We start from the raw sequence: 21839 nt of genomic DNA, 5'->3' as shown, positions 1-21839 counted from the left end.
GCCGCCTATAATTGAGGGTTTTGCACTTTCCCTCAACACACTGACATGCCTATTTACGCCTACAAATGCGGCTCCTGCGGCCATGCCAAGGATGTGCTGCAAAAAATCTCTGATGCGCCCCTCACGGTGTGCCCCGCCTGCGGCGCGGAAGCATTTTCCAAGCAGGTCACAGCGGCCGGCTTCCAGCTCAAGGGCTCGGGCTGGTATGTGACCGATTTTCGCGGTGGCAGCGGTGGCAGTTCTGCCCCTGCGACGGACAGCAAGACGGAACCGAAAACCGAGACCGCGGCGCCGGCAAGTTCTGGTGATGCTCCTAAAAAAGAAGCATCTGGTGCAGCAGCATCAAGCGCTGGTGGCAGTTCTACCACTTCCACCTCCTCTGCGAGCTGAGTGACCCTCATGGCTGCCTTGCGCAAGTGGCTGTTGACCGGCCTTCTGGTGATCGTGCCGGGGGTTATCACGGCCTGGGTGCTCAACTGGATCGTGAGCACGCTGGACCAGACCCTCCAAATCCTGCCTGTTGCATGGCATCCCGACAAGCTGCTGGGCTTTCACGTCCCGGGCTTTGGAGTGGTTCTCACGCTGCTGATCCTGTTGGTGGTCGGTGCCGTCGCCAGCAACTTCGCGGGCCGCAAGCTCGTGCAGTGGGGTGATGCGGTGGTGCACCGCATCCCGGTGGTGCGTTCGATCTATTCCAGCGTCAAGCAGGTGTCCGACACGCTTTTTTCCGAAAGCGGCAATGCCTTTCGCAAGGCCGTGCTGGTGCAGTGGCCGCGCGAGGGCGTCTGGACCGTGGCCTTCGTCACTGGCGCGCCCAATGGCGAGGTGGCGGCATACCTGCGCGATGAATTCGTGAGCGTGTATGTGCCCACCACGCCTAACCCCACTGGCGGGTATTTTGTGATGCTGCGCAAGAGCGACTGCGTCGAGCTCGACATGAGCGTGGACGCCGCCCTCAAATACATTGTTTCGATGGGCGTGGTCGCTCCGGCTGACCCCACGCTTGTTTCCCACAGTAAGTAAATCCCTTTAACGCGCCCCTTGGGCGCCGGAAGTTTCTGCCATGGCCATGCGTTCCCACTATTGCGGTCTTGTGACCGAAGCCCTGATGGGCCAAACCGTTACCCTGTCTGGCTGGGTGAACCGTCGTCGTGACCATGGCGGCGTGATCTTCATCGACCTGCGCGACCGCGAAGGCTACGTGCAGGTGGTGTGCGACCCCGACCGTGCCGAGATGTTCAAGACTGCCGAAGACGTGCGCAACGAGTTCTGCGTGCAGGTGGTGGGCCTGGTGCGCCCCCGCCCTGACGGCACGACCAACGACAAGCTCAAGAGCGGCCAGATCGAAGTGCTGTGCCATGAGCTGAACGTGCTCAACCCCTCGGTCACGCCTCCGTTCCAGATGGACGACGAGAACCTGTCGGAAACCACGCGCCTCACGCACCGTGTGATGGACCTGCGCCGCCCGCACATGCAGCGCAACATGATGCTGCGCTACAAGACCTCCATCCAGGTGCGCAACTTCCTGGACAAGGAAGGCTTCATCGACATCGAGACGCCCATGCTGGGCAAAAGCACGCCCGAAGGCGCGCGCGACTACCTGGTGCCCAGCCGCGTGCACGACGGCCAGTTCTTCGCGCTGCCCCAGTCGCCCCAGCTCTACAAGCAGATGCTGATGGTGGCTGGCTACGACCGCTACTACCAGATCACCAAGTGCTTCCGCGACGAAGACCTGCGCGCCGACCGCCAGCCCGAATTCACGCAGATCGACTGCGAGACGTCGTTCCTGGGCGAAGAAGAAATCCGTGCGATCTTCCAGCGCATGATCACCGAGGTGTTCCAGCAGCAACTGGGCGTGGACCTGGGCGAATTCCCGATCATGACTTACCAGGAAGCGGCTTTCCGCTTTGGCTCGGACAAGCCCGACCTGCGCGTAAAGCTCGAATTCACCGAGCTGACCGAAGTGATGAAGGACGTGGACTTCAAGGTCTTCTCTGCTCCCGCCACCACCAAGGGCGGCCGTGTGGTTGCCCTGCGCGTGCCCGGCGGCGCACAGATCTCGCGCGGTGAGATCGATGCCTACACCGAGTTCGTGAAGATCTACGGCGCCAAGGGCCTGGCCTGGATCAAGGTCAACGAAGTGGCCCAGGGCCGCGAAGGGCTGCAGTCGCCCATCGTGAAGAACCTGCATGACGCGGCCATCGCAGAAATCCTCAAGCGCACGGGTGCGCAGGACGGTGACCTGCTGTTCTTCGGTGCCGACAAGGAAAAGATCGTCAACGATTCCATCGGCGCGCTGCGACTGAAGATCGGCCACAGCGAGTTCGGCAAGAAGAGCGGTCTCTTTGAAAACCGCTGGGCGCCGCTGTGGGTGGTGGACTTTCCCATGTTCGAGCACGACGAGGAAGAAGACCGTTGGACGGCCGTGCACCACCCCTTCACCAGCCCCAAGGACGGCCATGAAGAGTTCATGGCCACTGATCCCGGCAAGTGCATCGCCAAGGCCTACGACATGGTGCTCAACGGCTGGGAGCTGGGCGGTGGCTCGGTGCGTATCCACCGCGCCGATGTGCAAAAGAAGGTGTTCGATGCGCTCAAGATCACACCCGAAGACGCACAGGCCAAGTTCGGCTACCTGCTGGATGCCCTGCAGTACGGCGCGCCCCCACACGGTGGCCTGGCCTTCGGTCTGGACCGCCTCATCACGCTGATGACCGGTGCGGAATCGATCCGTGACGTGATCGCTTTCCCCAAGACCCAGCGCGCTCAGGATCTGCTCACGCAGGCGCCTTCGCCCGTGGACGAAAAGCAGTTGCGCGAGCTTCACATCCGCCTGCGCAACATCGACGCTGTCAAGGCAGCCTGATCCGGGGCTTTCCCCGAACCCGGCGCGGATCCACTCTCGTGGCATCGCACGACAAAGCGGCAAGGGCTTGGCAGCCTGCGCCGCTTTTTTTCTTGGCCAGCCCATGCCCACGACGATGTGGCGCTGGCACTGAAAGGACACTTTCCATGCGTTCAATGACGACCCGGGCTTTGTGGATGGGCGCCGTGCTGCTTGCCCTGGCTGGTTGCGGCGAAAAGAAGACCGAACTGGGCCAGGGCGGTTCCGTGGTCACTGGCTCGGCAGGGCCGGCGGGGGCCAGCAACGCTGCGCGCGAACTGGTGCGCTGCGAGGCGCCCGTGGCCACGCTGGCGCTGGCAGAAAACCCCAGCGGCTACACCATGGGTTCGGGCTACAGCCTCCCGCCATCCCCCGTGCCCCTGGTCAAGCTGCTGGCCCAGCAAAGTGGCTGCTTTCGTGTGGTGGACCGGTCGGCCGGGCTGCGCGGAACCATCCAGGAGCAGGACCTCAAGGACTCCGGCGTGCTGCGCAAGAACAACTCCACCGTGGCAAAGGGCAAGGGCTACGAGGCGCAGTACACGCTCACACCCAGCCTCACGTTCAGTGAGCAGGACGCGGGACGGGGCCTGGCGGGCGTGATTGCCATGATTCCGGTGCTGCGCGACATCGCGGGCCTGGCCGGCATGGTGGAGCAGGTCAAATTCAAGGAGGCGCAAACGGCACTGCTGCTGTCCGACAACGAAACCACCGAGCAGGTTGCCGCCGCCACCGGGTCTGCACGCACCACTGACCTGGGCGTGGGCGGGCTCGTGTTCGGCAAGCTCGGGGGCGCAGCGGGTGCGGGCTGGAGCAATACCAACGAGGGCAAGGTCATTGCCGCCGCCTTCCTGGACGCGCACAACCAGTTGGTGGTGCAGGTCAGGGCGCTGCAGGCCAAGGAGCTGCCGCCGCCCGTTCCCACCACTTCAGCCCCGCGTTCCAAGGCCGGGTAAAGAGGGAAGGTGTCGCCCATGGTGCCGACAGCGCAGCACAGGCCCTACAAGCTTCCAGAGTCGGTGCTGGTGGTCATCCACACGCCCGCCCTGGAGGTGCTGCTGATCCGCCGCACGGGCGGTGATGGGCACTGGCAATCTGTCACCGGGAGCAAAGACCGCCTTGATGAGCCTTTTGAGGAAACCGCCCGCCGCGAAGTGGCCGAGGAGACCGGCATTGACGCGCGGGCGCCCGGCTGCCTGCTGACCGACTGGGCCTTGGAGAACGTCTACGACATCTGGCCGCAATGGCTGCACCGATATGCACCGGGGGTGGTGCGCAATCGCGAGCGGGTGTTTGGCTTGTGCGTGCCAGCAGCTACGCCCGTGGTGCTGAGTCCTCGTGAACACGATGCTTTCAAATGGTTGCCGTGGCAGCGCGCGGCCGAGCGCTGCTTCTCGGCCTCCAATGCCGAGGCCTGCTTACTGCTTCCTCGTTTTGTGTAGGCAGACGTTGGTGCGCGCCCCGCACTGCGCGCGGCGGCGCCGGCAGCTCACCTGCGCTGGGCGAGGATGCGGATCAGGTGGTCTGCGAAGCCCTCCGCTGCAGGCGAGGTGGCCCGCCGTGCGGGGCTATAGAGGCACACGTAGCGCATTACTTCGGGCGACAGGATGCGGCGGCGCACCAGTCCGAGTGGCTTGGCCAGTGCGCCCACATAGTCGGGCGCCAGCGTAGCGGCCACATCGGCGGCAGCCAGGCCCATGGCGGTGGAGATGTTGTCCACGATCTCTACGGGGGTCACACGCTGCTCGCTGGGCAGCCCGGTGTGCATCTGCGCCACGCTGCGTTCGTGATCCCGCCCGGCAGCCACCAGCGGGTAGGCGTGCAGCTGCGCCCAGGTCACGTTGCGTTTGTGGGCCAGGGGATGGGTGGGCGCACACCACAACACCCAGGGGCTCTCGAACAGCTGGGTACGCACGATGTCATCGCCACAGGCGCGATCCGGACCCAGGGCCAGATCGGCGTCGCCGCTGGCAACCGCATCGACGAGTTTTTCCACCGGCACGTCGCGAATGCGGATGTGCACCTTGGGCCTGGTTTGTGTATAGGCCTTGATGGCTTTGGGCAGGATCACGCTGGCGACGACCAGTGGTGCTGCGATTCGCACGATGCCCGCTGCGCGGTTGCGGACATCGCTGGCGGCCGACTGCGCTATGCGCAGGTGCTTGAGCACGGACTCTGCCGAGGCCAGAAACTCCCGCCCCGCGCTGGTGATGTCAACCCTGCGCGTGCTGCGCTCAAACAGTTTGAAGCCGAGTGCGTCTTCCAACTCGCTCACGAGTTGGCTTACTGCAGACGGTGTAAGGGCCAAACGCTCTGCGGTGGCCGCGAAGCTGCGCAGTGGATGCGCTACCCGGGCTACCTCACGGAGGCCAATGCTCAGGTCTGTCTGCTGGTGCAGGCCGAGAGCACGCTGGCCATTCAGAACCTGGATGCGATCGCCGCCACGCCGGGGGTGGATGGCGTCTTCTTTGGCCCGGCGGATCTGTCAGCCAGCATGGGTCACGTTGGCAATCCAGGCCATCCTGATGTGCAGGCCGTGATCGAAGACGGAATACGCCGCGTGCTGGCAGCGGGTAAGGCCCCGGGCATTCTGATGGCCGACGAGAAGCTGGCACGCCGCTATCTGGAGCTGGGCGCCGTCTTCGTCGCTGTGGGGGTGGACACCAGCGTTCTGGTGGCGGCTACGCGGGACCTGGCGGCACGCTACGGCAGGCCGGTGAGCCTGGCTCCCTCCCGCAATGCACGATCGGTGGCCGTGTACTGATCTTGGCAGGCGCAGGGCCAGCGACCGGGGGCCTACCCTGGTGGCCGCAGCCGAAGCTTGTCCGCTGGATTGTCTGGCGCAGCGCTGGCAGCGCTGGCAGGGGCCCTGGGATCGTCGCCCAGCGGCGGCCGGGCCGCTGAAGCTGGCTCGGCGGCGTTGCGCGAGCGGATGGCCACGCCCCCTGGGTGCCGCTCGCTGTCCTGCCCCAGGATAGCCCGTGCCGGGGTGGAGCCCACGCGGGCGCGCAGCGTGTCAATGGCCTCCTGCAATGGCTCGGGCGAGGCCATGCGTGCCCGGTGGCGCAGCAGCACCTGCTGGGACATGTCCACCAGCTTGGAGTTGAGCGTTCGCTCGGCCTCTGCCAGCAGATGATGGACGGCACCGGTCGGGTCTCCGTGCAGGCTTTGCGCGATGGCGGCCTCGGCGGTTTTGTTGATGTGGACCAGGCATTCGCGCACAAGGTCGCCATACGGCGTGTGCAGGTTGCAGGCGTTGGCCAGAAGCTCGGTCAGGCCGCGCGTGTTGGCATAGCGCATGCCCAGCGCACGCACCCAGCCTTCGCCGTCGGCCAGATCAATCGACGTGACGGCCAGCACCGCCAGCAGGCTGCCCAGGTTGCAAGCGGCCTCGAAATCAAAGCTGCTGGCCGTGATCTCGCGTGCCATGCTGCGCACCGACTCCACTGCTTGCGAGAACTGCCGCTGCTGGATGAGCTGCAGCGTGCGGGCCACCTCGGCAAAACGCTGCACGCGGGCGCTGCCTTGGTGGCGCTCCAGAATGCGGCCAAAGTCGGCCATACAGCGTTCGATGCCCTTGCGGTCGTTCTCGGCAAAGTACGAGAAGGTGAGCAGCACCAGCGACTGGAAGTCAAACAGCTTGGAGTCGATGCCCAGGATGGCAGCCCGCGCCAGCACCTTGGTGGCGGTTTCGCGGTCGCCCATGTAGTACGACATCATCCCCAGCTTCTGCAGCCGCACCACCGAATCCGGCGTCAGGCCGCTGGCCGTGCGGTAGGTTTCGATGGCCTGCGAGAAATTGCCCAGCTCCACCTGCGCCCGGCCCAGCACGTCGTAGGCATCGGCAAACGAGGCGTCTTCGCCAATCAGCTCCTGCAAGGTGGTCACGGCGCGCGCCGCCTGACCCGACTCGATCTGCGCACGTGCCACGCCCAGTTTGGCCCAGGGCAGGGCGCGCGCGGCAATAACGGCTTCAAACAGCGTGCGGGCCTCGTCGTGACGACCCAGGCGCAGCAGCAACTCGGAGCCAATGCGCGCCGCATACAGCCAATAGGGTTGGCGAGACTCAAATCGCTCCACACACAGTTGGGCGGCACGCTCAAAATCTTCGGCTTCGATGGCGTCAAAAATGGGTCGCAGATGGATCTTGCGCAGCCGCGCCAGGCTGAGACGCTCAAACAGTGCGCTGGGGGTGAAGGGCTTGAGCAGATACCCGTCCAGTGCCGACTCGGCGGCCTCGGCCACGGCGGCATACGACGCCTCGGCCGTGACCATGAAAAACACGGTGGAAAACGGCAGCAGCTGCGCGCGCCGCAGATCGTCCAGCAAGGTCTGGCCCGAGTAGCCGCTTTCGCCAAAGTATTGTTCGCACAGCACGTAGTCAAACACGGTGTGCTCCAGCCGGTTGCGTGCGTCCTGCACACGGCTGCATTGCACGATGCGGGTCACGCCGTACTCACGCAGCTGCCCCACCAGAATGCTGCGTGATGTGGCATTGCTGTCAACAATCAAGGCCAGCACCTGGGGTGGGGCGGATTGTTCTTTCTCGGTTGCCATCGGTGGTGTGTACCGGCCCTGCTGCTGGCGTGGATAGGGGAAGCCCCCAGTGTAAGGGCGACCCGCACGGCGCAAATGCCGGGCAAACCCGCTGCGTGCGCGGCTTGCGACACAATCCCCCATCGCAGGCCCGGCATGGGGACTGGCAAGCGCGCTCAACTACTCCGATGAGGCTCATGGAACACGACGACATTCTGCGGGTGGCCACCTACAACATCCACAAGGGCGTACAAGGCATTGGCCCGGCGCGCCGGCTGGAGATCCACAACCTGGGGCTGGCGGTGGAGCAGCTCGACGCCGACATCGTCTGCCTGCAGGAGGTGCGCAAACTTCACCGGCGGGAACAGGCGTATTTCCAGCGCTGGCCCGAGTTGCCCCAGGCCGAGTTCCTGGCCCCCGAGGGCTACGAGGCGGTGTACCGCACCAACGCCATCACCAAACACGGCGAGCACGGGAATGCCCTGCTATCGCGCTGGCCCGTGATCGGCCACCAGCACGAAGACATCTCTGACCACCGCTTCGAGCAGCGGGGGCTGCTGCATGTGGAGGTGGACGCCCATGGCCGCCGCGTGCATGTGATCGTGGTGCACCTGGGGCTCATCCCTGGCAGCCGCATCCGCCAGATTGAACGCTTGCAGCGTTTTATCGAACGCGAGGTGCCCGGTGGCGCCCCGTTGGTGGTGGCCGGAGACTTCAACGACTGGGGCCAGCAGATCAAGCGCATGCTCGCGGGCTATTTTCTGTACGAGTTTGATGCACCGCGCACCTTCACCTACCCGGCTCGGCTGCCGCTGGCGCAACTGGACCATGTCTATGTGCGGGGCCTGACGCCGCTGTCCCTGCACGTGCCCAAGGGCCGCATCTGGTGGCGCATGTCCGACCATTTGCCGCTGATTGCCGAGTTCAGGCTGTGATGCTCCCCCCCTGTGTCGCCTTCGGCGCCTTCCCCCTGAGGGGGACGACACCCACGCTGCGGGGCGGCCCTTGCTTGGTGTCCCGCGCCTTGGCCGCGCCAGTTTCGCCGCGAGTTGGTGGCGGCCTGCAGAGATGAGAAGAAAGTCTTCCGCCACGCTGCGTGGATTCGAGTTTGCCGATGACCACCAGGTGCGCCTGCTGCAGGGGGCGGAGGAGCTGTTCCCTGCCTTGATCGAGGCCATGGATGCGGCCTTGTCGGACATCCAGTTCGAGACCTACATTTTTGACTTCACCGGCGCAGGCGCTGCAGTGGCCGAGGCGCTGATGCGGGCTGCCGCGCGCGGCGTGCGCACCCAGCTGGTGGTGGACGGCGTGGGCACCGGCGCCTTGCCGCACGACTGGGCGCAGCGCCTGCAGGCGGCCGGCGTTCAATACCGCGTGTACTCGCCACTCGGCCCGCTGGGGCTGCTGCTGCCGCACCGCTGGCGCAGGCTGCACCGCAAGCTGTGTGTGGTCGATGGGCGCATGCTGTTTTGCGGCGGCATCAACGTGCTGGATGATTTTCACGACCCCAACTACGGCACGCTGGATGCGCCGCGTTTCGACTTTGCGGTGCTGGCCACGGGCAGCCTGGTGGCGTCGGCCAGCGAGACCATGGACCAGCTGTGGTGGCGCATGCAGGCAGTGCGCGACGCGCGCCAGCGCCGTCTGCCCGAGGCCTTGCAGGCCCTGCGCGCGGCCAGCGCCGCCCAGCACGCAGCCCGGGTCGCCGAGGCAGGCCCGCCCATGCGGGCTGCGCTGGTGCTGCGCGACAACGTGCGCAACCGCAGCCGCATCGAGAAGGCCTACCGCAAGGCCATTGGCGCGGCGCGGCACGAAGTGATCATCGCCAACGCGTATTTCATGCCCGGCGGCAAGCTGCGCCGTGCGCTGGTGATGGCTGCGCGCCGGGGCGTGCGCGTGCGCCTGCTACTGCAGGGGCGTTATGAATACTTCATGCAGTACCACGCGGCCCGGCCGGTGTATGGCGCGCTGCTGGAGGCGGGGGTGGAGATTCATGAATACGCGCCCAGCTTTTTGCACGCCAAGGTGGCTGTCATCGACGCGCTGGGCGACAAACCCTGGGCTACCGTGGGCTCGTCCAACCTCGACCCCCTGAGCCTGCTGCTGGCGCGCGAGGCCAACGTGGTGGTGGAAGACGCCGCCTTTGCCACCGACCTGCGCCAGCGCCTGGTGCATGCCATGCAGCATGCTGGCCGGCGCATGGACCCGGCCCGGTACGCAGGCCGCCCCCTGCGCCAGCGCGTGCTCGACCGCGTTGCCTTTGGCCTCATGCGGCTGGCGTTGTGGGTTACCGGAAACAGGTATTGAGCAGGCCCCCATGGGGCGCTGCGCGCCCCGGACGCGCCATTTGCCTGCGCCTGGGCCGTGGGCAGGTGGCATGAACGACGGAATCCTGCAAGGCATTGTGCTATTGTTTTGGTAGCTATTTGCGCTTGTCTATCAAGCGCTGGATGCCTAAAACCCTTGAAATCCATGCGCCAGCGTTCGCTGTTACGATTCTGGCCATGTCTAGCCAACCCGCCGCCGATATGACGCCCACCCCGCCGGATGATGAAGGCACGCCTGTCTCCGTGAAGATTCGCGAACGCCTTGCCGCCGCCCGCAAGCGCTTTCACGCCAATGACAACATTGCCGAATTCATCGAGCCCGGCGAGCTGGAAAAGCTGCTCGACGAGGTCGAAGTCAAGATGCAGGGCGTGCTCGACAGCCTGGTGATCAACACCCAGGGCGACCACAACACCAACAACACCGCGCGCCGCGTGGCCAAGATGTACCTCAACGAGGTGTTCAAGGGCCGCTACGTGGCGCAGCCGCCCATCACCGAGTTCCCCAACGCCGAGCACCTGAACGAGCTGATGATTGTGGGCCCGCTCACCGTGCGCAGCGCCTGCAGCCACCACTTCTGCCCCGTCATCGGCAAGATCTGGATCGGCGTGATGCCCAACGAGCACACCAACGTGATCGGCCTGAGCAAATACGCACGCCTGGTGGACTGGATCATGGGCCGCCCCCAGATCCAGGAAGAAGCCGTGGTGCAACTGGCCGACCTGATCATGGAAAAGACCCAGCCCGACGGCCTGGCCATCGTCATGGAAGCCAGCCACTTCTGCATGTCCTGGCGCGGTGTGCGGGACAACGACAGCCGGATGATCAACTCGGTCATGCGCGGCGTGTTCCTCAAGGACAGCGCTTTGCGCCGTGAATTTTTGTCCCTCATTCCTGGAAAGAACTGACCATGCTGGTACGCCTGCTTTACGCCAGTCGCGCGGTCGATACCTCGCCCGCCGCCATCGAAGCCATCCTGACGCAGTCGCGCCAGCACAACCCAGGCTCCGGCATCACCGGCGTGCTGTGCTACGGCGGCGGCGTGTTTCTGCAAGCCATCGAGGGCGGACGCTCTGCGGTGAGCGAGCTGTATGGCCACATCCAGAAGGACCCGCGCCACAAGAACGTGGAACTGCTGCACTACGAAGAAATTGCCGAGCGCCGCTTTGGTGGCTGGACCATGGGACAGGTCAACCTGTCCAAGATCAACCACTCGATCCTGCTGAAATACTCCGAAAAGCCCGAACTGGACCCGTATGCGGTGTCGGGCAAGGTGTCGTTTGCGCTGCTCGAAGAGTTGATGGCCACGGCCTCCATCATCGGAAGAGCTTAGAGATCACCCCCCTGAGGCGCTGCGCGCCTTCCCCCCGCTCTCGCACCGCTGGGCGGTGCGGGCAGGGGGACGCCACCAGTGCGGCGGGGCGGCCCTTGCACGGTGGCTCCCGGCTTGGGTCGCGCCAGTTGCAGATGCCTTGAGCGATATTCAGCCCTTCAATCGATCGACCCTTTCGCGCCCTCCAAGCCGCAGCCGCTACAGCGCTGCGGCTTTTTGCATTCAAAAGCCCTCTCTCTTTCTGAACCGTGACCTTCACCGCCTTCGCCCTCATCATCCTCGCCGGCCTCATCCACGCGTGCTGGAACATCGTGGCCAAGAAGGCCGGGGGGGACTCGCGGTTCGCGTTCTTCACCTCGGTGATCATGATGGTCGTCTGGGCGCCGCTGGGCTGGTACCTGGGGCGCGACGCCGTGCCGCAGTGGGGTGCGGTGGAGTGGGGTTTTGTCGCCGCCAGCGGGCTGCTGCATGTGGCGTATTTCGTCATCCTGCTGCGCGGCTACCGTGTGGCGGACCTCACCGTGGTCTACCCGCTGGCGCGCGGCTCGGGGCCGCTGTTGTCGTCGCTGGTGGCCATCACGCTGTTGGGCGAGCAGATCTCCGCGCTGGGCGCTTTGGGCATCGTGGGTGTGGTCGGGGGCGTGTTTCTGATCGCGGGTGGCCCGGGCCTGCTGCGCGCCGCCCACGACCCCGCTGCGCGGGCTCGGGTGCACAAGGGCATGTTGTATGGCTTGCTTACGGGCGCTTTCATTGCCAGCTACACGGTGGTCGATGGCTATGCCGTCAAGTTCTTGCTCATGTCGCCCATCCTGGTGGACTACATGGGCAACTTTGTGCGTGTGGGCCTGCTCGCACCCGTGGTGCTGCGCGACCTGCCCACGGCCCGCACGCTCTGGCTGGCGCAGTGGCGTTTTGCGCTGCTGGTGGCGGTAGTGAGCCCGGTGGCCTATGTGCTGGTGCTGTACGCCATGCAGCAGGCGCCCCTGTCGCATGTGGCCCCGGCGCGCGAGGTCTCCATGCTGTTTGCGGCGCTGATTGGCGGCCATCTGCTGGGCGAGGGTGACCGCGTGGCGCGCATCTTCGGGGCGCTGTGCATTGCAGCTGGCGTCACGGCGCTGGCACTGGGATGACGGCCGCCGCACCACAATCCCTGCTGCTGGGCTGCGACTTCTCCAGCAGCCCCACGCGGCGCAAACCCATCGTGCTGGCGCTGGGCCAGCGCGAGGGCGCGCGCGTGTCGCTCACCACGCTGCAGCCGTTCGACACCCTGGCCGCGTTCGGCCAGTGGCTGGCCCAGCCCGGCGACTGGGTGGGTGGCTTTGACCTGCCCTTTGGCCTGCCGCGCGAGCTGGTGCAGGCGCTGGGGTGGCCCACCGACTGGCATGCCTGCATGCTGCACTACCGCAGCCTCAGCCGCGAGCAGATCCGCGCGCAGTTTGCGGCGTTCTGCGATGCGCGCCCCGTGGGCGGCAAGTTTGCCCACCGCGCCACCGACGGGCCTGCAGGCTCCAGCCCCTCGATGAAATGGGTGAATCCGCCCGTGGCCTACATGCTGCACGCAGGTCTGCCGCTCCTGCTGGATGCCGGGGTGCACCTGCCCGGCCTGCACCCTGGCGCCCCTCACCGCGTGGCGCTGGAGGCCTACCCCGGCCTGCTTGCGCGCGAGGTGCTGCAGCGGCGCAGCTACAAAAGCGACGACCGCGCCAAGCAGACGCCGGACCGACTCATTGCCCGCAAGGACTTGATCAATGCATTGGAACTGGGTCAGACCCGCCTGGGCCTGCGCCTCAAGCTCAGCCACGCCCAGCGCGATGCGCTGGTGCAGGACGCCAGCGGCGACAGCCTGGACGCCGTGCTGTGCCTGCTGCAGGCCGCCTGGGCCGAGCAGCGCCATGCCGAGGGCGATGCGCTCTATGGCCTGCCCCCAGGGCTCGACCCGCTCGAAGGCTGGATCGTGACGGCTGAAAAGCCGTGACCGGCCATTCCACCGCTTTTCCTGGCATTGATGCGGCGCGGCCTGCGTAGCATGGAGGGACATTGCCAGATGCATTGTTTGCGCCCATGTCTTTAGTCCCCCGCCGCTTGCTAGTCCTGGCTCTGCTGGCCCCGCTGCTGGTACAGGCCACCCCCGCGCCCTGGTATTACTGGCGCAGCCTGGTCGATGGCCAGCGCGTGTGCGCGCAAACCTCGCCCGGCCCTGGCTGGGAACAGGACAGCGCCGCCTACGAAGGCCCCGGCTGCCAGCCGCGCCGCAAAGTGCTCATCGTGCCCATGCGGTAGCTGTGGCTGGCTGCCAATGGCTTCTGGTGATTGCGGTGCTTGTTATAAAAATAATAGCTACTAGCGCTTGCTGGATAAGCGCTAGAGGCCAAAATTGCTTGCATTAGTGTGTGTACATTCGATAATGGCACGCATGACTGAATTGATCCTGATCCGCCACGGCGAGACCGACTGGAACCGCGAGCTGCGCTTTCAGGGCCACGTGGATGTGCCCCTCAACGCCACCGGCCACGAACAGGCCCGCCGCCTGGCCGAGCGCCTGGCTGCAGAGCGCCCCGTGGTGCACCACCTCATCTGCAGCGACCTCATCCGCACCCAGCAGACGGCCACGCCCAGCCTGCAGGTGCTCTTTCCGCAGGCCCGCATCGACACCCTCACCGACAGCGCCCTGCGTGAGCAAAACTTTGGCGTGGTGGACGGCAAGCGCGTGGATGACGTCAAGCTGGAGCACGCCGACGCATGGAACCAGTGGCTGCGCTTTGAAGCCGACTACGGCATGCCCGGCGGCGAGACCACCCGCCAGTTCCACACCCGCGTGATGGACGCTGTCTACCGCATCGCGCAGCAGCACAGCGGCCAGACGGTGATGGTGGTCACCCATGGCGGCGTGCTCGACATGATCTGGCGCACTGCGCGTGGCACCGGGCTGGACGGCCCGCGCCAGAGCGACATTCCCAACGCGGGGCTCAACCGCGTGCGGGTGAGTGGCGAGGCGGTGGAGGTGCTGGACTGGGCCGACGTGCGGCATCTCGCGGATTTGCCGGAGCAGCCGGTGTATGACCAGACGAAGTTGGTGGTGCGGTGACCGGTGAGATCAGTGCCGCGAGCGGCGGGGCTGTTTAAGCATTGCGGTAGACAATCTTTCTGTCTTCCGATCACCTTGGTTGGAAGCACCTTCTTCCCCACGGAGGAAGCGCCCCACCAATAGCAGGCCTAAGCCTACCCAGGCCCCGCAAGCGAAAAACCGATACCAGAACCTAAGCTCTGACGGAGGGCCTTTGATAGCTCCGTAGCCAAGACCGCGTGCGGCGCGGACGACAGGCTCTGGTACGTCGGGGTAAATGGCGACTAGGTAAAAGGGAACAACGAAGTAGACCAATACGAAGCACAAGGCCAACCAGCCGCGAAAGAACAGAAGCAAGAATCTCATTGGTCGAAATAGATAGCTACGGATCGCAGGTGGTCGATCGATCCACTTGACGAACTGCGCGGCTTATCTGGCCGGCAATCCCAACACCCCATTCACCACCCCCACCTGCCGCGCTAGCCTCTTCGATTCCGGCTGCCCATTCACCAACGGCTGCAACAAATTCTGCACCGCCGCCCACTGCCCATTGCGCTGCAGTGCATCCAGCCAGATCTGGTGAAACAAATCCCGCTGTGCATGGCTACCGCCAATCTCCACCAGCCGGGGCAGGGCCACGCCCAGCTTCTCCACCGCCGTGGCCCAGTCGCCCTGTGCATGTGCCAGAAGGCCGTGCGCTGCAGGCACACACACCTGTTGCCACACGGTGCGCTCGTGCGCCTCGGTGCGGGTGGCGGCGTGGGCTGCGATGTTGTTGTGCAGCGTGCGCGCGGCCTCCATGCGCCCGGCGCGGGCCAGGCCGTAGAGGTATTGCAGGTCCAGGAAGGGCAACACATGGTCGGCCAGGCGCAGTGCCAGGTGGTCGGCCACATCGGCCCAGCGGTTGCCCACGTCTACGCCCGCCAGTTCCAGCCGAGCGAGCAGTGACACGGCGCCGATCTGGTCCTGCGTGTATTCCTTGACCACCCCCCAGACTTGGCTGTCATACAGCGCCAGCACTTCGGCGTGCCGGTCCTGCTCCAGCAGAAAGAGCGCCTGGTGCCACCAGTTGTGCGTGACCATGAAGGAGTTCAGGCCCGTCCAGGTGTCGCTCATGCTGGCCATGAAGTCGCCTCCTTCGCGGATGCGTCCCTGCGTCAGCATCACGTGGGCCAGGGCGTGGTGGGCCCAGGGCTCCTTGCGGCAAAGGGCGATGGCGTGGCGGGCGGAGGCCTCGGCGCGGTCGAGCAAATGGCATTGCTCCCAGCCAAAGGCCAGCATGCCGTGCAGGTAGGGCACATCGGCGGCGGCAGGCACAGCCTGCAGCGCCAGGCGCAGCATGCCGGGCGAGTCGCCCCGGTTGAACAAATGGTATTGACCGAGCTTGAGCGATGCCAGGTCGCGTGGAAACAGGCGTGCCTGCTCCTCATGCAGAGCAATCGCACGGGGCAGGTCGCCATCCACCCAGGCAGCCACGGCGGCGACAAAGCGTTGCTCGCGGTCACTGGCTTGTGGGGCGTTGGCCAGCGCCTGGTTGATGAAGGGGCGCGCGTTGCGCGGTGCGTCGGCCGATTCGGCAAACATGTGCAGCGCCGCGCAACTGGCCTGCACGATGGGGCTGGTGTCTGCGGCTGCGTTCAGCACATTCACCGCGCGGGCTTCGCAGGCGATGAAGCCTTCGACAAAGTCATTCAAGGCCGCCGCGCTGGCGGTGTCCTGCAAGGTGACGGGGTTGCCCAGGCTATCGGTCGTGCGGGTGTGCGTGGAGGATGGCATGGGGCATTGTTAGGGGTGGTGGATCAGCCGCCCTTGATCAGGGTCAGATAGGCTTTGCGGGTGTCGGCCGATACAGAGGCCACGAGCTGCTCGTGCGGCGTTTGGTGGCGCGCCAGCATGCGGGCGGTGGCAATGGTCTTGGATTTGCAGAACCAGTGGCAGGTGTGCTGCATGAGGAACAGTTCGGCCGTCATCATGAAGGCACGGTCCTTGGGCGCAAGGTGGCTGGTGTTCTGCACCACGTGCGCGATGCCGCGCGCGTGGATGGCCAGGGCCTTGCGCATGTCGAAGGTGAAGCTGGGCAATATCTTCTCGGCAAAGGGGATCGCCATTGCCAGGCGGCTGACGCGTGTGGTGGCCTCGGGCTCCTTGGCAAAGTCGGCGGCAAACCGGCTGAATTGCTCGGTGAGTTGCGCCTCGGTGGTGCTCAGCAGGCTCCAGATCTGCTGGCGGCGCTCGTCCGTGCTTTCGCCCAGGGCGCGCAGGTAGCCGTCGGTCAGGGCTTCCATGAGCTTTTCGATCTGGTAGTTGGCCAGGTGGCTGCCCAGCAGCGCAATGCGCTTGCGCTGCTCTTTGACGTTGAGCATGTAGGTGCCGGTGGCGATCAGGATCGCCAGGATGAGGATGTCCATGCGGTGTGGTGCGTTCGTACAGGGGGTGGGAGAGTGGTGGCCCCGGGTGGCCCGGTGTCTGCCAACAAACCCCCAAGGTTACCAACAACCTCCGGCCATGCTTTCAGCCCGCTGGCGGCTGGGGCCATGCCCGCTGGGGTTCACGGATCAGCTCGAACGCGTGTGCCACCTGCAGCACGCCCAGGTCGTCAAAACGTGCACCCGCAATCTGCAGGCCAATGGGCAGGCCGCTTGTGGTGTAGCCGCAGTTGACCGACGCGGCGGGCTGCTCGGACATGTTGAAGGGTACGGTAAACCCGATGTGCTCCAGCGGGCGCAGCGGGTCGTTGGTGGGCGAGGGCAGTTCGGCCTGGAAGGCGGGCATGGGCGCCACGGGGGAGATCACATAGTCAAAGGCACTGCAGGCCTTCACGGTGTTGACCCGCGTCAGGTGGAACTGGTGGCTGGCGTTGAAGACTTCGGTGCCACTCATGCCCGCTGCGCTGTCGGCCCAGGTGCGGATGTAGGGCAGCACCTTGTCGCGCCGCGCGGCGGGCAGGGCCTGCAGGTCGATGTGCGAGCGCATGCGCCAGAAATGGTCCATGCCGTCGAGCATGGCCTGGGTCATGAAAGGCGCCATGGGCACGATGGTGGCGCCCGCGGCCTCCATGAGTTTTGCTGCGCGTTCTACGGCGGCTTTCACCTCGGGCTCCACCGGCAGGCCGCATCCGGCGTCCAGCAGCAAACCAATGCGCAGGCCGCGCAAGCGTTCGGCGCCCTTGTTGAACTGGCTCCACGCGATGTCCTGGTAGGGCAGGCTCATGCTGTCGCGCGCGTCGGGCTGGCTCAGCACCTGCATCATCAGCGCGGCGTCGGCCACGGTGCGGGTCATGGGGCCTGCTGCGCGGCCGGTGTAGGGTGGATCGATCGGAATGCGGCCCAGGCTGGGCTTCAGGCTGAAGATGCCGCACCAGCTGGCGGGCAGGCGCAGCGAGCCGCCGATGTCGGTGCCGATGTGCAGCGGGCCGTAGCCTGCGGCTGCGGCAGCGCCACCGCCGGCGCTGGAGCCGCCGGGGCCCTTGCGGGTGTCCCACGGGTTGCGCGACAGGGGGTGAAAGGTGGACAGGCCCGAGGACAACATGCCGTAGTCAGGCATGGTGGTCTTGGCCACGATGACGGCGCCCGCCTCGCGCATGCGGGCGGCGGGTGGCGCATCGGCTGCGGCGGGCACCAGCTCGACGGCGGCCGTGCCCAGGGGCGTTGGATCGCCTTCGGTGGCGATGTTTTCCTTGATGGTGCTGGGCACGCCATCCAGCGCGCCCTTGGGCTCACCACGCAGCCAGCGGGCTTCTGATTCGCGGGCTTGCGCCAGGGCCATCTCAGGGCGCAGCAGGTAGGTGGCGCGGATGTGGGGCTCCCACCGCTCAATGTGGGCCAGCAAGGCCTGCGTGACCTCGACGGGGGACAGCGTGCGCTGGCGGTAGGCGGCAAGGAGGTCGTGGGCGGGCAGGTCGTGCAGGGCTGTCATGGCGGGATGTGGGGAGTTTTATCAATAAAAAAGGCTGCTAGCGCTTATTGGTAAAGCGCTGGCAGCTATTATTTTGGGAGCTGTCTGCTTCTGCGGGCTTCAGCTATTCATTGCGTTGTGCGCTGCCCGCGAAACTGGCGCGGCCCAGGCGCGGACACCCTAGCAAGGGCCGCCCCGCAGCGAGGGCTGCGTCCCCTGCCCGCATTGCGCAGCAATGCGAGAGCGGGGGGAAGGCCCGAAGGGCCACAGGGGGGGCCCATCTCAAGACCAGGACAGCGCGGAGATGTCGTTCACGAACACAGGCATGTCTTTCCACAAGCCCTTGAGGTTCTTGTTGGCCACCGTGATCCATTGGTTGGAGTACAGGAAGGCGTGCACCGCATCGTTGGCCAGCAGGCGCTGCGCATCGCCCAGCAGCTTGGCGCGGTCGGCGGGGCGTGCTGCGTTCTTGATCTGGGTGAACAGGTCGTTGAACTTGGGCGAGTTGTAGGCCCAGTAGTAGTCGGGCTTGGCAAAGTTGCCCAGGTCGAAGGGCTCCACGTGGCTGATGATGGTCAGGTCGTAGTTCTTGCTGCCGTAGGTGCCGCTGAGCCACTGCGCCCATTCCACGTTCTGGATCTTGGCGACGATGCCGACCTTGGCCAGCTGGGCAGCCACCACCTCGCCGCCCTGGCGGGCGTAAGGCGTGGGGGGCAGCGTCATGGTCAGCTCCAGCGGCGTCTTGATGCCGGCTTCGGCCAGCAGCTTCTTAGCCTTCTCGGGGTCGTAGGGGTTCACGCCCGTGGTGTCCACATAGCCAAAGGCGCCAGGCACGTAGTGGCTGCCAATGGGCGCACCGTAGCCGTCGCCCGCGCCTTCGATCACGGCCTTGCGGTCGATGGCTGCGGCAATGGCGCGGCGCACGCGTACATCGTCCAGCGGCTTCTTGCCGTTGTTGATGGCCAGAATGGTCTTGGCGCGCGAGCCTGCCACGATCACCTGGTACTTCGGGTTGGCCTTGAACTGTGCCACGCTGCGCGGTGTGACGCGCGGGAAGGCGTCCACGTCACCGGCCAGCAGGGCGGCCACCTGGGCGGCGGGGTCGGAGATGAAGCGGAAGGTGGCGCGCTTGATCTTGAGCGACTTGGCGTCGCGATAGCCGTCCCACGCGGTCAGCACCACGGACGAGCCCTTGTTCCAGGCCTGCAGCTGGTAGGGGCCGGTGCCCACGGGCTTGTTCGCGTTGGTGTCGGCGCTCTTGGGCTCCACGATGATGGAGGTGGCCTGGCCGAGGATGAACAACAGGTCGGGGTCGATCTCCTTGTTGAGCAGCACCACGGTGTAGTCGTCCACCACCTGGGTGGTGATGCCTGCAAAGGTGCGCTTGTCCTTGTTGGTGCTCTTCTCACCGCCCGCGCGGTCGTACGAGAACTTGACGGCCGCAGCGGTGAAGGGCTCGCCGTTCTGGAACTTCACGCCACGGCGCAGCTTGAAGGTGTAGGTCTTGAGGTCGGGCGAGACCTCCCAGCTTTCGGCCAGCAGGGGCGACACGCTGCCGTCGGGGTTGATCTTGGTGAGCGTCTCGAAGATGTTGTACTGCACGATCTCGGCGATGGCAGATGCCGCACCGGCGGTGGGGTCCAGGCCTGGGGGCTCCAGCGTCATCGCCAGCGTCACCGCATCTTTGCGGCTTTGCGCCAGGGCGCCAAGCGAGGTGGTCAAGGGCACAGCGGCGATGGCGCCAGTGGCAAGGACGGTACGGCGGTTCAGCATGTTCGGACTCTCCAGACAAAAAACCAGACGAAGACCCCGGCGCCTTTGCAATGGGTTACCGGGGAGCACAAAAGCTTTTTACACCATCACATCGGTATTTGGTTACACGATTTTTGCTGCGGCCGCAGCTGCGGCACGGCGCGCCCTTGCACGGCCCGGCAGCACCTGCGGCACCGCACCCACCAGCGATTGCGTGTACGGGTGCTGCGCGTTGCGGAACAGCTCTCCGGGAGAGCCCCGCTCTACGATGCGGCCCTGGTAGAGCACCACCACCTCATCACACAGGTGATTCACCACCGCGAGGTCATGGCTTATGAGCATGTAGGTGATGCCGAACTGCTGCTGCAGGTCTTGCATCAGGTTCAGCACCTGGGCCTGTACCGACACGTCGAGTGCGCTCACGGGTTCGTCCGCCACGATGAGGCGCGGCCGGGTGATGAGGGCGCGTGCAATGGCGATGCGCTGGCGCTGGCCGCCAGAAAATTCGTGCGGGTACTTGCCCAGGTCGTTGGTGCGCAGGCCCACCTGGGCCAGCACCTGGGCGGCCTGCTCGCGCTGCTCGGCGCGCGTGGTCTGTCCTTGCGCCTGCAGTGGCTCGGTCACGATGCGCTCGACCGTCTGGCGCGGGTCCAGTGATCCATATGGGTCCTGGAACACCATCTGAAAGTCGCGCCGCGCCTGGCGCAGCTGCTCGGCGGGCAACTGGTGCAGGTTGCGGCCCAGCAGCTCGACCGTGCCGGAGGTGGGGGTATCGAGCGCCATTACCAGCCGTGCCAGGGTGGACTTGCCCGAGCCCGATTCGCCGACGATGCCGAGGCTGCGGCCAGAGGCAATCGAGAAGTTCACGCCGTTGAGGGCATGCACCTTGCCGGGTGGCTTGAACAGATGGTCGCGCGGCAGCGTGTATTCACGCACCAGGTCTTTGACCTGCAGCAGCGGCGTTTCTGCGGGATGGGTGCTGTGCAGCGCCTGGGTCATGCGGCCACCTCGACGATGTTTACCACCTGGGCACTCTGGGCTTCGGCAATGGCCTCGCGCCGCAGGCAGCGCACCTCGTGGTCGCCATCGGCATCGGTGGCCACGAGCGTGGCCTCGGGCTGGTTGTGGTGGCAGGCATCCACCGTGTAGCTGCAGCGGCCCGCAAAAGGGCAACCTGAAGGCAGGTCGACCAGCTCAGGCACCGTGCCGGGGATGGTGGACAGGCGAGGTCGCTGGCCGGGCGCGTGCACGGCGCCCAGGTGAGGCCGGGCGGCAAACAGGCCGCGTGTGTAGGGGTGGGCCATGGCCGAGAAGACCGAGGCGGTGGAGCCGCTTTCGACCACGCTGCCGCCGTACATCACCATCATGCGGTCCACGTTCTGCGAGATCACGCCCAGGTCGTGCGAGATCAGGATGAGCGCCATGTTGCGCTCGGCCACCAGATCGCTGATGAGGTCCAGGATCTGCTGCTGGATCGTCACATCGAGCGCCGTGGTGGGCTCGTCGGCAATCAGCAGGTCGGGCCCGCAGGCCAGCGCCATCGCGATGGTGATGCGCTGGCGTTGCCCGCCGGAGAACTGGTGCGGATAGGCGTCAAAGCGCTGCGCGGCGTTGGGAATGCCCACGCGGTCCAGCAGGGCAATGGCTTCGGTGCGTGCGGCTGCCGCATTCATGCCCCGGTGCAGGCGCAGCGGCTCTGCCACCTGGCGGCCTATGGTGTGCACGGGGTTGAGCGCGGTCATGGGCTCCTGGAACACCATGCCAATGCGGTTGCCGCGCATCTGGCACATCTGTGCATCGGTGCGGCCCACCAGCTCTTGGCCATCAAAGCGAATGCTGCCGGTGACCTGCGCGCTGTCAGGCAGCAGCCCCATGAGCGACATGGCGGTGATGGATTTGCCACAGCCCGATTCACCAATCAGGCCCAGGGTTTCACCGCGCGCCAGCGAAAAGCTCACGCCGCGCACGGCATCGGCCGGGCCCCGGTGCGTCTGCAGGCGGATGCGGAGGTTGGAGACTTCGAGCAGGAAAGACATGGAGAACAGTTCGTGCAA

The 21839-nt window shown here is 65.5% G+C and carries 22 protein-coding genes; 14 read left to right on the top strand and 8 right to left on the bottom strand.

Going from position 1 to position 21839, the window contains the following annotated elements; translation table 11 throughout:
* Window positions 1–45: 45 nt before the first annotated feature.
* The 5 genes from LPA35_RS20880 to nudB all read left to right on the top strand — a co-directional run bounded on the left by LPA35_RS20880 (window position 46) and on the right by nudB (window position 4323).
* Complete coding sequence (locus LPA35_RS20880) at window positions 46–390, top strand: FmdB family zinc ribbon protein (RefSeq protein WP_228898720.1); 345 nt, start codon at window positions 46–48, stop codon at window positions 388–390.
* Window positions 391–399: 9 nt separating this feature from the next.
* Window positions 400–1023, top strand: coding sequence for a DUF502 domain-containing protein (locus LPA35_RS20875; RefSeq protein WP_055399363.1), 624 nt, complete (start codon window positions 400–402; stop codon window positions 1021–1023).
* A 40-nt stretch (window positions 1024–1063) separates the two neighbouring features.
* Window positions 1064–2866 (top strand): aspartate--tRNA ligase, encoded by a 1803-nt coding sequence (gene aspS / locus LPA35_RS20870; protein WP_121507410.1) that lies wholly within the window; start codon window positions 1064–1066, stop codon window positions 2864–2866.
* A 155-nt stretch (window positions 2867–3021) separates the two neighbouring features.
* The gene (locus tag LPA35_RS20865; RefSeq protein ID WP_369801375.1) at window positions 3022–3837 is read left to right on the top strand and encodes a CsgG/HfaB family protein; all 816 of its coding nucleotides are present in this window, start codon (window positions 3022–3024) and stop codon (window positions 3835–3837) included.
* A gap of 18 nt (window positions 3838–3855) precedes the next feature.
* Complete coding sequence (gene nudB, locus LPA35_RS20860) at window positions 3856–4323, top strand: dihydroneopterin triphosphate diphosphatase (protein WP_228898719.1); 468 nt, start codon at window positions 3856–3858, stop codon at window positions 4321–4323.
* 47 nt (window positions 4324–4370) lie between these two features.
* On the opposite strand, the gene LPA35_RS20855 is transcribed toward nudB, so the two are convergent.
* The gene (locus LPA35_RS20855) at window positions 4371–5219 is read right to left on the bottom strand and encodes a LysR family transcriptional regulator (RefSeq protein WP_228898898.1); all 849 of its coding nucleotides are present in this window, start codon (window positions 5217–5219) and stop codon (window positions 4371–4373) included.
* A 3-nt stretch (window positions 5220–5222) separates the two neighbouring features.
* Between LPA35_RS20855 and LPA35_RS20850 the strand changes: the two genes are divergently transcribed.
* A complete protein-coding gene (locus tag LPA35_RS20850; RefSeq protein WP_370641485.1) occupies window positions 5223–5645 on the top strand; it encodes an aldolase/citrate lyase family protein in 423 nt (140 codons plus the stop codon).
* 32 nt (window positions 5646–5677) lie between these two features.
* Here the strand turns inward: LPA35_RS20850 and LPA35_RS20845 are convergent, their stop codons facing one another.
* Window positions 5678–7438, bottom strand: a complete 1761-nt coding sequence (locus LPA35_RS20845; RefSeq protein WP_121422485.1) for a tetratricopeptide repeat protein — start codon at window positions 7436–7438, stop codon at window positions 5678–5680.
* 176 nt (window positions 7439–7614) lie between these two features.
* Here LPA35_RS20845 and LPA35_RS20840 point away from each other — a divergent pair, with 176 nt between their 5' ends.
* The 8 genes from LPA35_RS20840 to LPA35_RS20805 all read left to right on the top strand — a co-directional run bounded on the left by LPA35_RS20840 (window position 7615) and on the right by LPA35_RS20805 (window position 14160).
* Entirely contained in the window at window positions 7615–8352 is a 738-nt protein-coding gene (locus LPA35_RS20840; protein ID WP_055399101.1) for an endonuclease/exonuclease/phosphatase family protein, read from the top strand.
* Between the two features lie 133 nt (window positions 8353–8485).
* Window positions 8486–9724: a cardiolipin synthase ClsB gene (clsB, locus tag LPA35_RS20835; RefSeq protein WP_228898715.1), complete on the top strand. Its 1239-nt coding sequence runs from the start codon at window positions 8486–8488 to the stop codon at window positions 9722–9724.
* Window positions 9725–9921: 197 nt separating this feature from the next.
* Entirely contained in the window at window positions 9922–10650 is a 729-nt protein-coding gene (gene folE / locus LPA35_RS20830) for a GTP cyclohydrolase I (RefSeq protein WP_055399357.1), read from the top strand.
* A gap of 2 nt (window positions 10651–10652) precedes the next feature.
* Entirely contained in the window at window positions 10653–11075 is a 423-nt protein-coding gene (locus LPA35_RS20825) for a BLUF domain-containing protein (protein WP_055399097.1), read from the top strand.
* Window positions 11076–11323: 248 nt separating this feature from the next.
* Window positions 11324–12205, top strand: coding sequence for a DMT family transporter (locus LPA35_RS20820; RefSeq protein ID WP_228898714.1), 882 nt, complete (start codon window positions 11324–11326; stop codon window positions 12203–12205).
* Window positions 12202–13050 (top strand): DUF429 domain-containing protein, encoded by an 849-nt coding sequence (locus LPA35_RS20815; RefSeq protein WP_228898713.1) that lies wholly within the window; start codon window positions 12202–12204, stop codon window positions 13048–13050. Before LPA35_RS20820 ends, LPA35_RS20815 begins: the two co-directional genes overlap by 4 nt.
* Window positions 13051–13136: 86 nt before the next feature.
* Window positions 13137–13355 carry a hypothetical protein gene (locus tag LPA35_RS20810; protein WP_228898712.1) on the top strand — a complete coding sequence of 73 codons (219 nt, stop codon included), beginning with the start codon at window positions 13137–13139 and terminating at the stop codon, window positions 13353–13355.
* A 133-nt stretch (window positions 13356–13488) separates the two neighbouring features.
* Window positions 13489–14160 carry a histidine phosphatase family protein gene (locus tag LPA35_RS20805; RefSeq protein ID WP_110959857.1) on the top strand — a complete coding sequence of 224 codons (672 nt, stop codon included), beginning with the start codon at window positions 13489–13491 and terminating at the stop codon, window positions 14158–14160.
* A 408-nt stretch (window positions 14161–14568) separates the two neighbouring features.
* Here the strand turns inward: LPA35_RS20805 and LPA35_RS20800 are convergent, their stop codons facing one another.
* From LPA35_RS20800 to LPA35_RS20775, 6 genes are all read right to left on the bottom strand, one after another.
* A complete protein-coding gene (locus LPA35_RS20800) occupies window positions 14569–15915 on the bottom strand; it encodes a tetratricopeptide repeat protein (RefSeq protein ID WP_228898711.1) in 1347 nt (448 codons plus the stop codon).
* 23 nt (window positions 15916–15938) lie between these two features.
* Window positions 15939–16547, bottom strand: a complete 609-nt coding sequence (locus tag LPA35_RS20795) for a hypothetical protein (RefSeq protein ID WP_228898708.1) — start codon at window positions 16545–16547, stop codon at window positions 15939–15941.
* A 103-nt stretch (window positions 16548–16650) separates the two neighbouring features.
* Window positions 16651–18054 (bottom strand): amidase, encoded by a 1404-nt coding sequence (locus LPA35_RS20790; RefSeq protein WP_228898706.1) that lies wholly within the window; start codon window positions 18052–18054, stop codon window positions 16651–16653.
* Window positions 18055–18315: 261 nt separating this feature from the next.
* On the bottom strand, window positions 18316–19806 hold the full coding sequence (locus tag LPA35_RS20785) for an ABC transporter substrate-binding protein (protein ID WP_228898704.1): 1491 nt from the start codon (window positions 19804–19806) through the stop codon (window positions 18316–18318).
* A 102-nt stretch (window positions 19807–19908) separates the two neighbouring features.
* Entirely contained in the window at window positions 19909–20784 is an 876-nt protein-coding gene (locus tag LPA35_RS20780; RefSeq protein WP_055399079.1) for an ATP-binding cassette domain-containing protein, read from the bottom strand.
* A complete protein-coding gene (locus LPA35_RS20775; RefSeq protein WP_121423058.1) occupies window positions 20781–21821 on the bottom strand; it encodes an ABC transporter ATP-binding protein in 1041 nt (346 codons plus the stop codon). The genes LPA35_RS20780 and LPA35_RS20775 overlap by 4 nt, the downstream gene beginning before the upstream one ends.
* Window positions 21822–21839: the final 18 nt, after the last annotated feature.

It is taken from the genome of Acidovorax sp. Leaf73 (assembly GCF_916855635.1).
Lineage (GTDB): Bacteria > Pseudomonadota > Gammaproteobacteria > Burkholderiales > Burkholderiaceae_C > Acidovorax > Acidovorax facilis.
This window is presented reverse-complemented; position numbering and strand designations above follow the sequence as displayed.

Bases quoted from the DNA above. Each gene is read 5' to 3' on its own strand.
- LPA35_RS20880 (WP_228898720.1), top strand. From the start codon at position 46: ATGCCTATTTACGCCTACAAATGCGGCTCCTGCGGCCATGCCAAGGAT.
- LPA35_RS20875 (WP_055399363.1), top strand. From the start codon at position 400: ATGGCTGCCTTGCGCAAGTGGCTGTTGACCGGCCTTCTGGTGATCGTG.
- aspS (WP_121507410.1), top strand. From the start codon at position 1,064: ATGGCCATGCGTTCCCACTATTGCGGTCTTGTGACCGAAGCCCTGATG.
- LPA35_RS20865 (WP_369801375.1), top strand. From the start codon at position 3,022: ATGACGACCCGGGCTTTGTGGATGGGCGCCGTGCTGCTTGCCCTGGCT.
- nudB (WP_228898719.1), top strand. From the start codon at position 3,856: ATGGTGCCGACAGCGCAGCACAGGCCCTACAAGCTTCCAGAGTCGGTG.
- LPA35_RS20850 (WP_370641485.1), top strand. From the start codon at position 5,223: ATGCGCTACCCGGGCTACCTCACGGAGGCCAATGCTCAGGTCTGTCTG.
- LPA35_RS20845 (WP_121422485.1), bottom strand. From the start codon at position 7,438: ATGGCAACCGAGAAAGAACAATCCGCCCCACCCCAGGTGCTGGCCTTG.
- LPA35_RS20840 (WP_055399101.1), top strand. From the start codon at position 7,615: ATGGAACACGACGACATTCTGCGGGTGGCCACCTACAACATCCACAAG.
- clsB (WP_228898715.1), top strand. From the start codon at position 8,486: ATGAGAAGAAAGTCTTCCGCCACGCTGCGTGGATTCGAGTTTGCCGAT.
- folE (WP_055399357.1), top strand. From the start codon at position 9,922: ATGTCTAGCCAACCCGCCGCCGATATGACGCCCACCCCGCCGGATGAT.
- LPA35_RS20825 (WP_055399097.1), top strand. From the start codon at position 10,653: ATGCTGGTACGCCTGCTTTACGCCAGTCGCGCGGTCGATACCTCGCCC.
- LPA35_RS20815 (WP_228898713.1), top strand. From the start codon at position 12,202: ATGACGGCCGCCGCACCACAATCCCTGCTGCTGGGCTGCGACTTCTCC.
- LPA35_RS20810 (WP_228898712.1), top strand. From the start codon at position 13,137: ATGTCTTTAGTCCCCCGCCGCTTGCTAGTCCTGGCTCTGCTGGCCCCG.
- LPA35_RS20805 (WP_110959857.1), top strand. From the start codon at position 13,489: ATGACTGAATTGATCCTGATCCGCCACGGCGAGACCGACTGGAACCGC.
- LPA35_RS20800 (WP_228898711.1), bottom strand. From the start codon at position 15,915: ATGCCATCCTCCACGCACACCCGCACGACCGATAGCCTGGGCAACCCC.
- LPA35_RS20795 (WP_228898708.1), bottom strand. From the start codon at position 16,547: ATGGACATCCTCATCCTGGCGATCCTGATCGCCACCGGCACCTACATG.
- LPA35_RS20790 (WP_228898706.1), bottom strand. From the start codon at position 18,054: ATGACAGCCCTGCACGACCTGCCCGCCCACGACCTCCTTGCCGCCTAC.
- LPA35_RS20785 (WP_228898704.1), bottom strand. From the start codon at position 19,806: ATGCTGAACCGCCGTACCGTCCTTGCCACTGGCGCCATCGCCGCTGTG.
- LPA35_RS20780 (WP_055399079.1), bottom strand. From the start codon at position 20,784: ATGACCCAGGCGCTGCACAGCACCCATCCCGCAGAAACGCCGCTGCTG.
- LPA35_RS20775 (WP_121423058.1), bottom strand. From the start codon at position 21,821: ATGTCTTTCCTGCTCGAAGTCTCCAACCTCCGCATCCGCCTGCAGACG.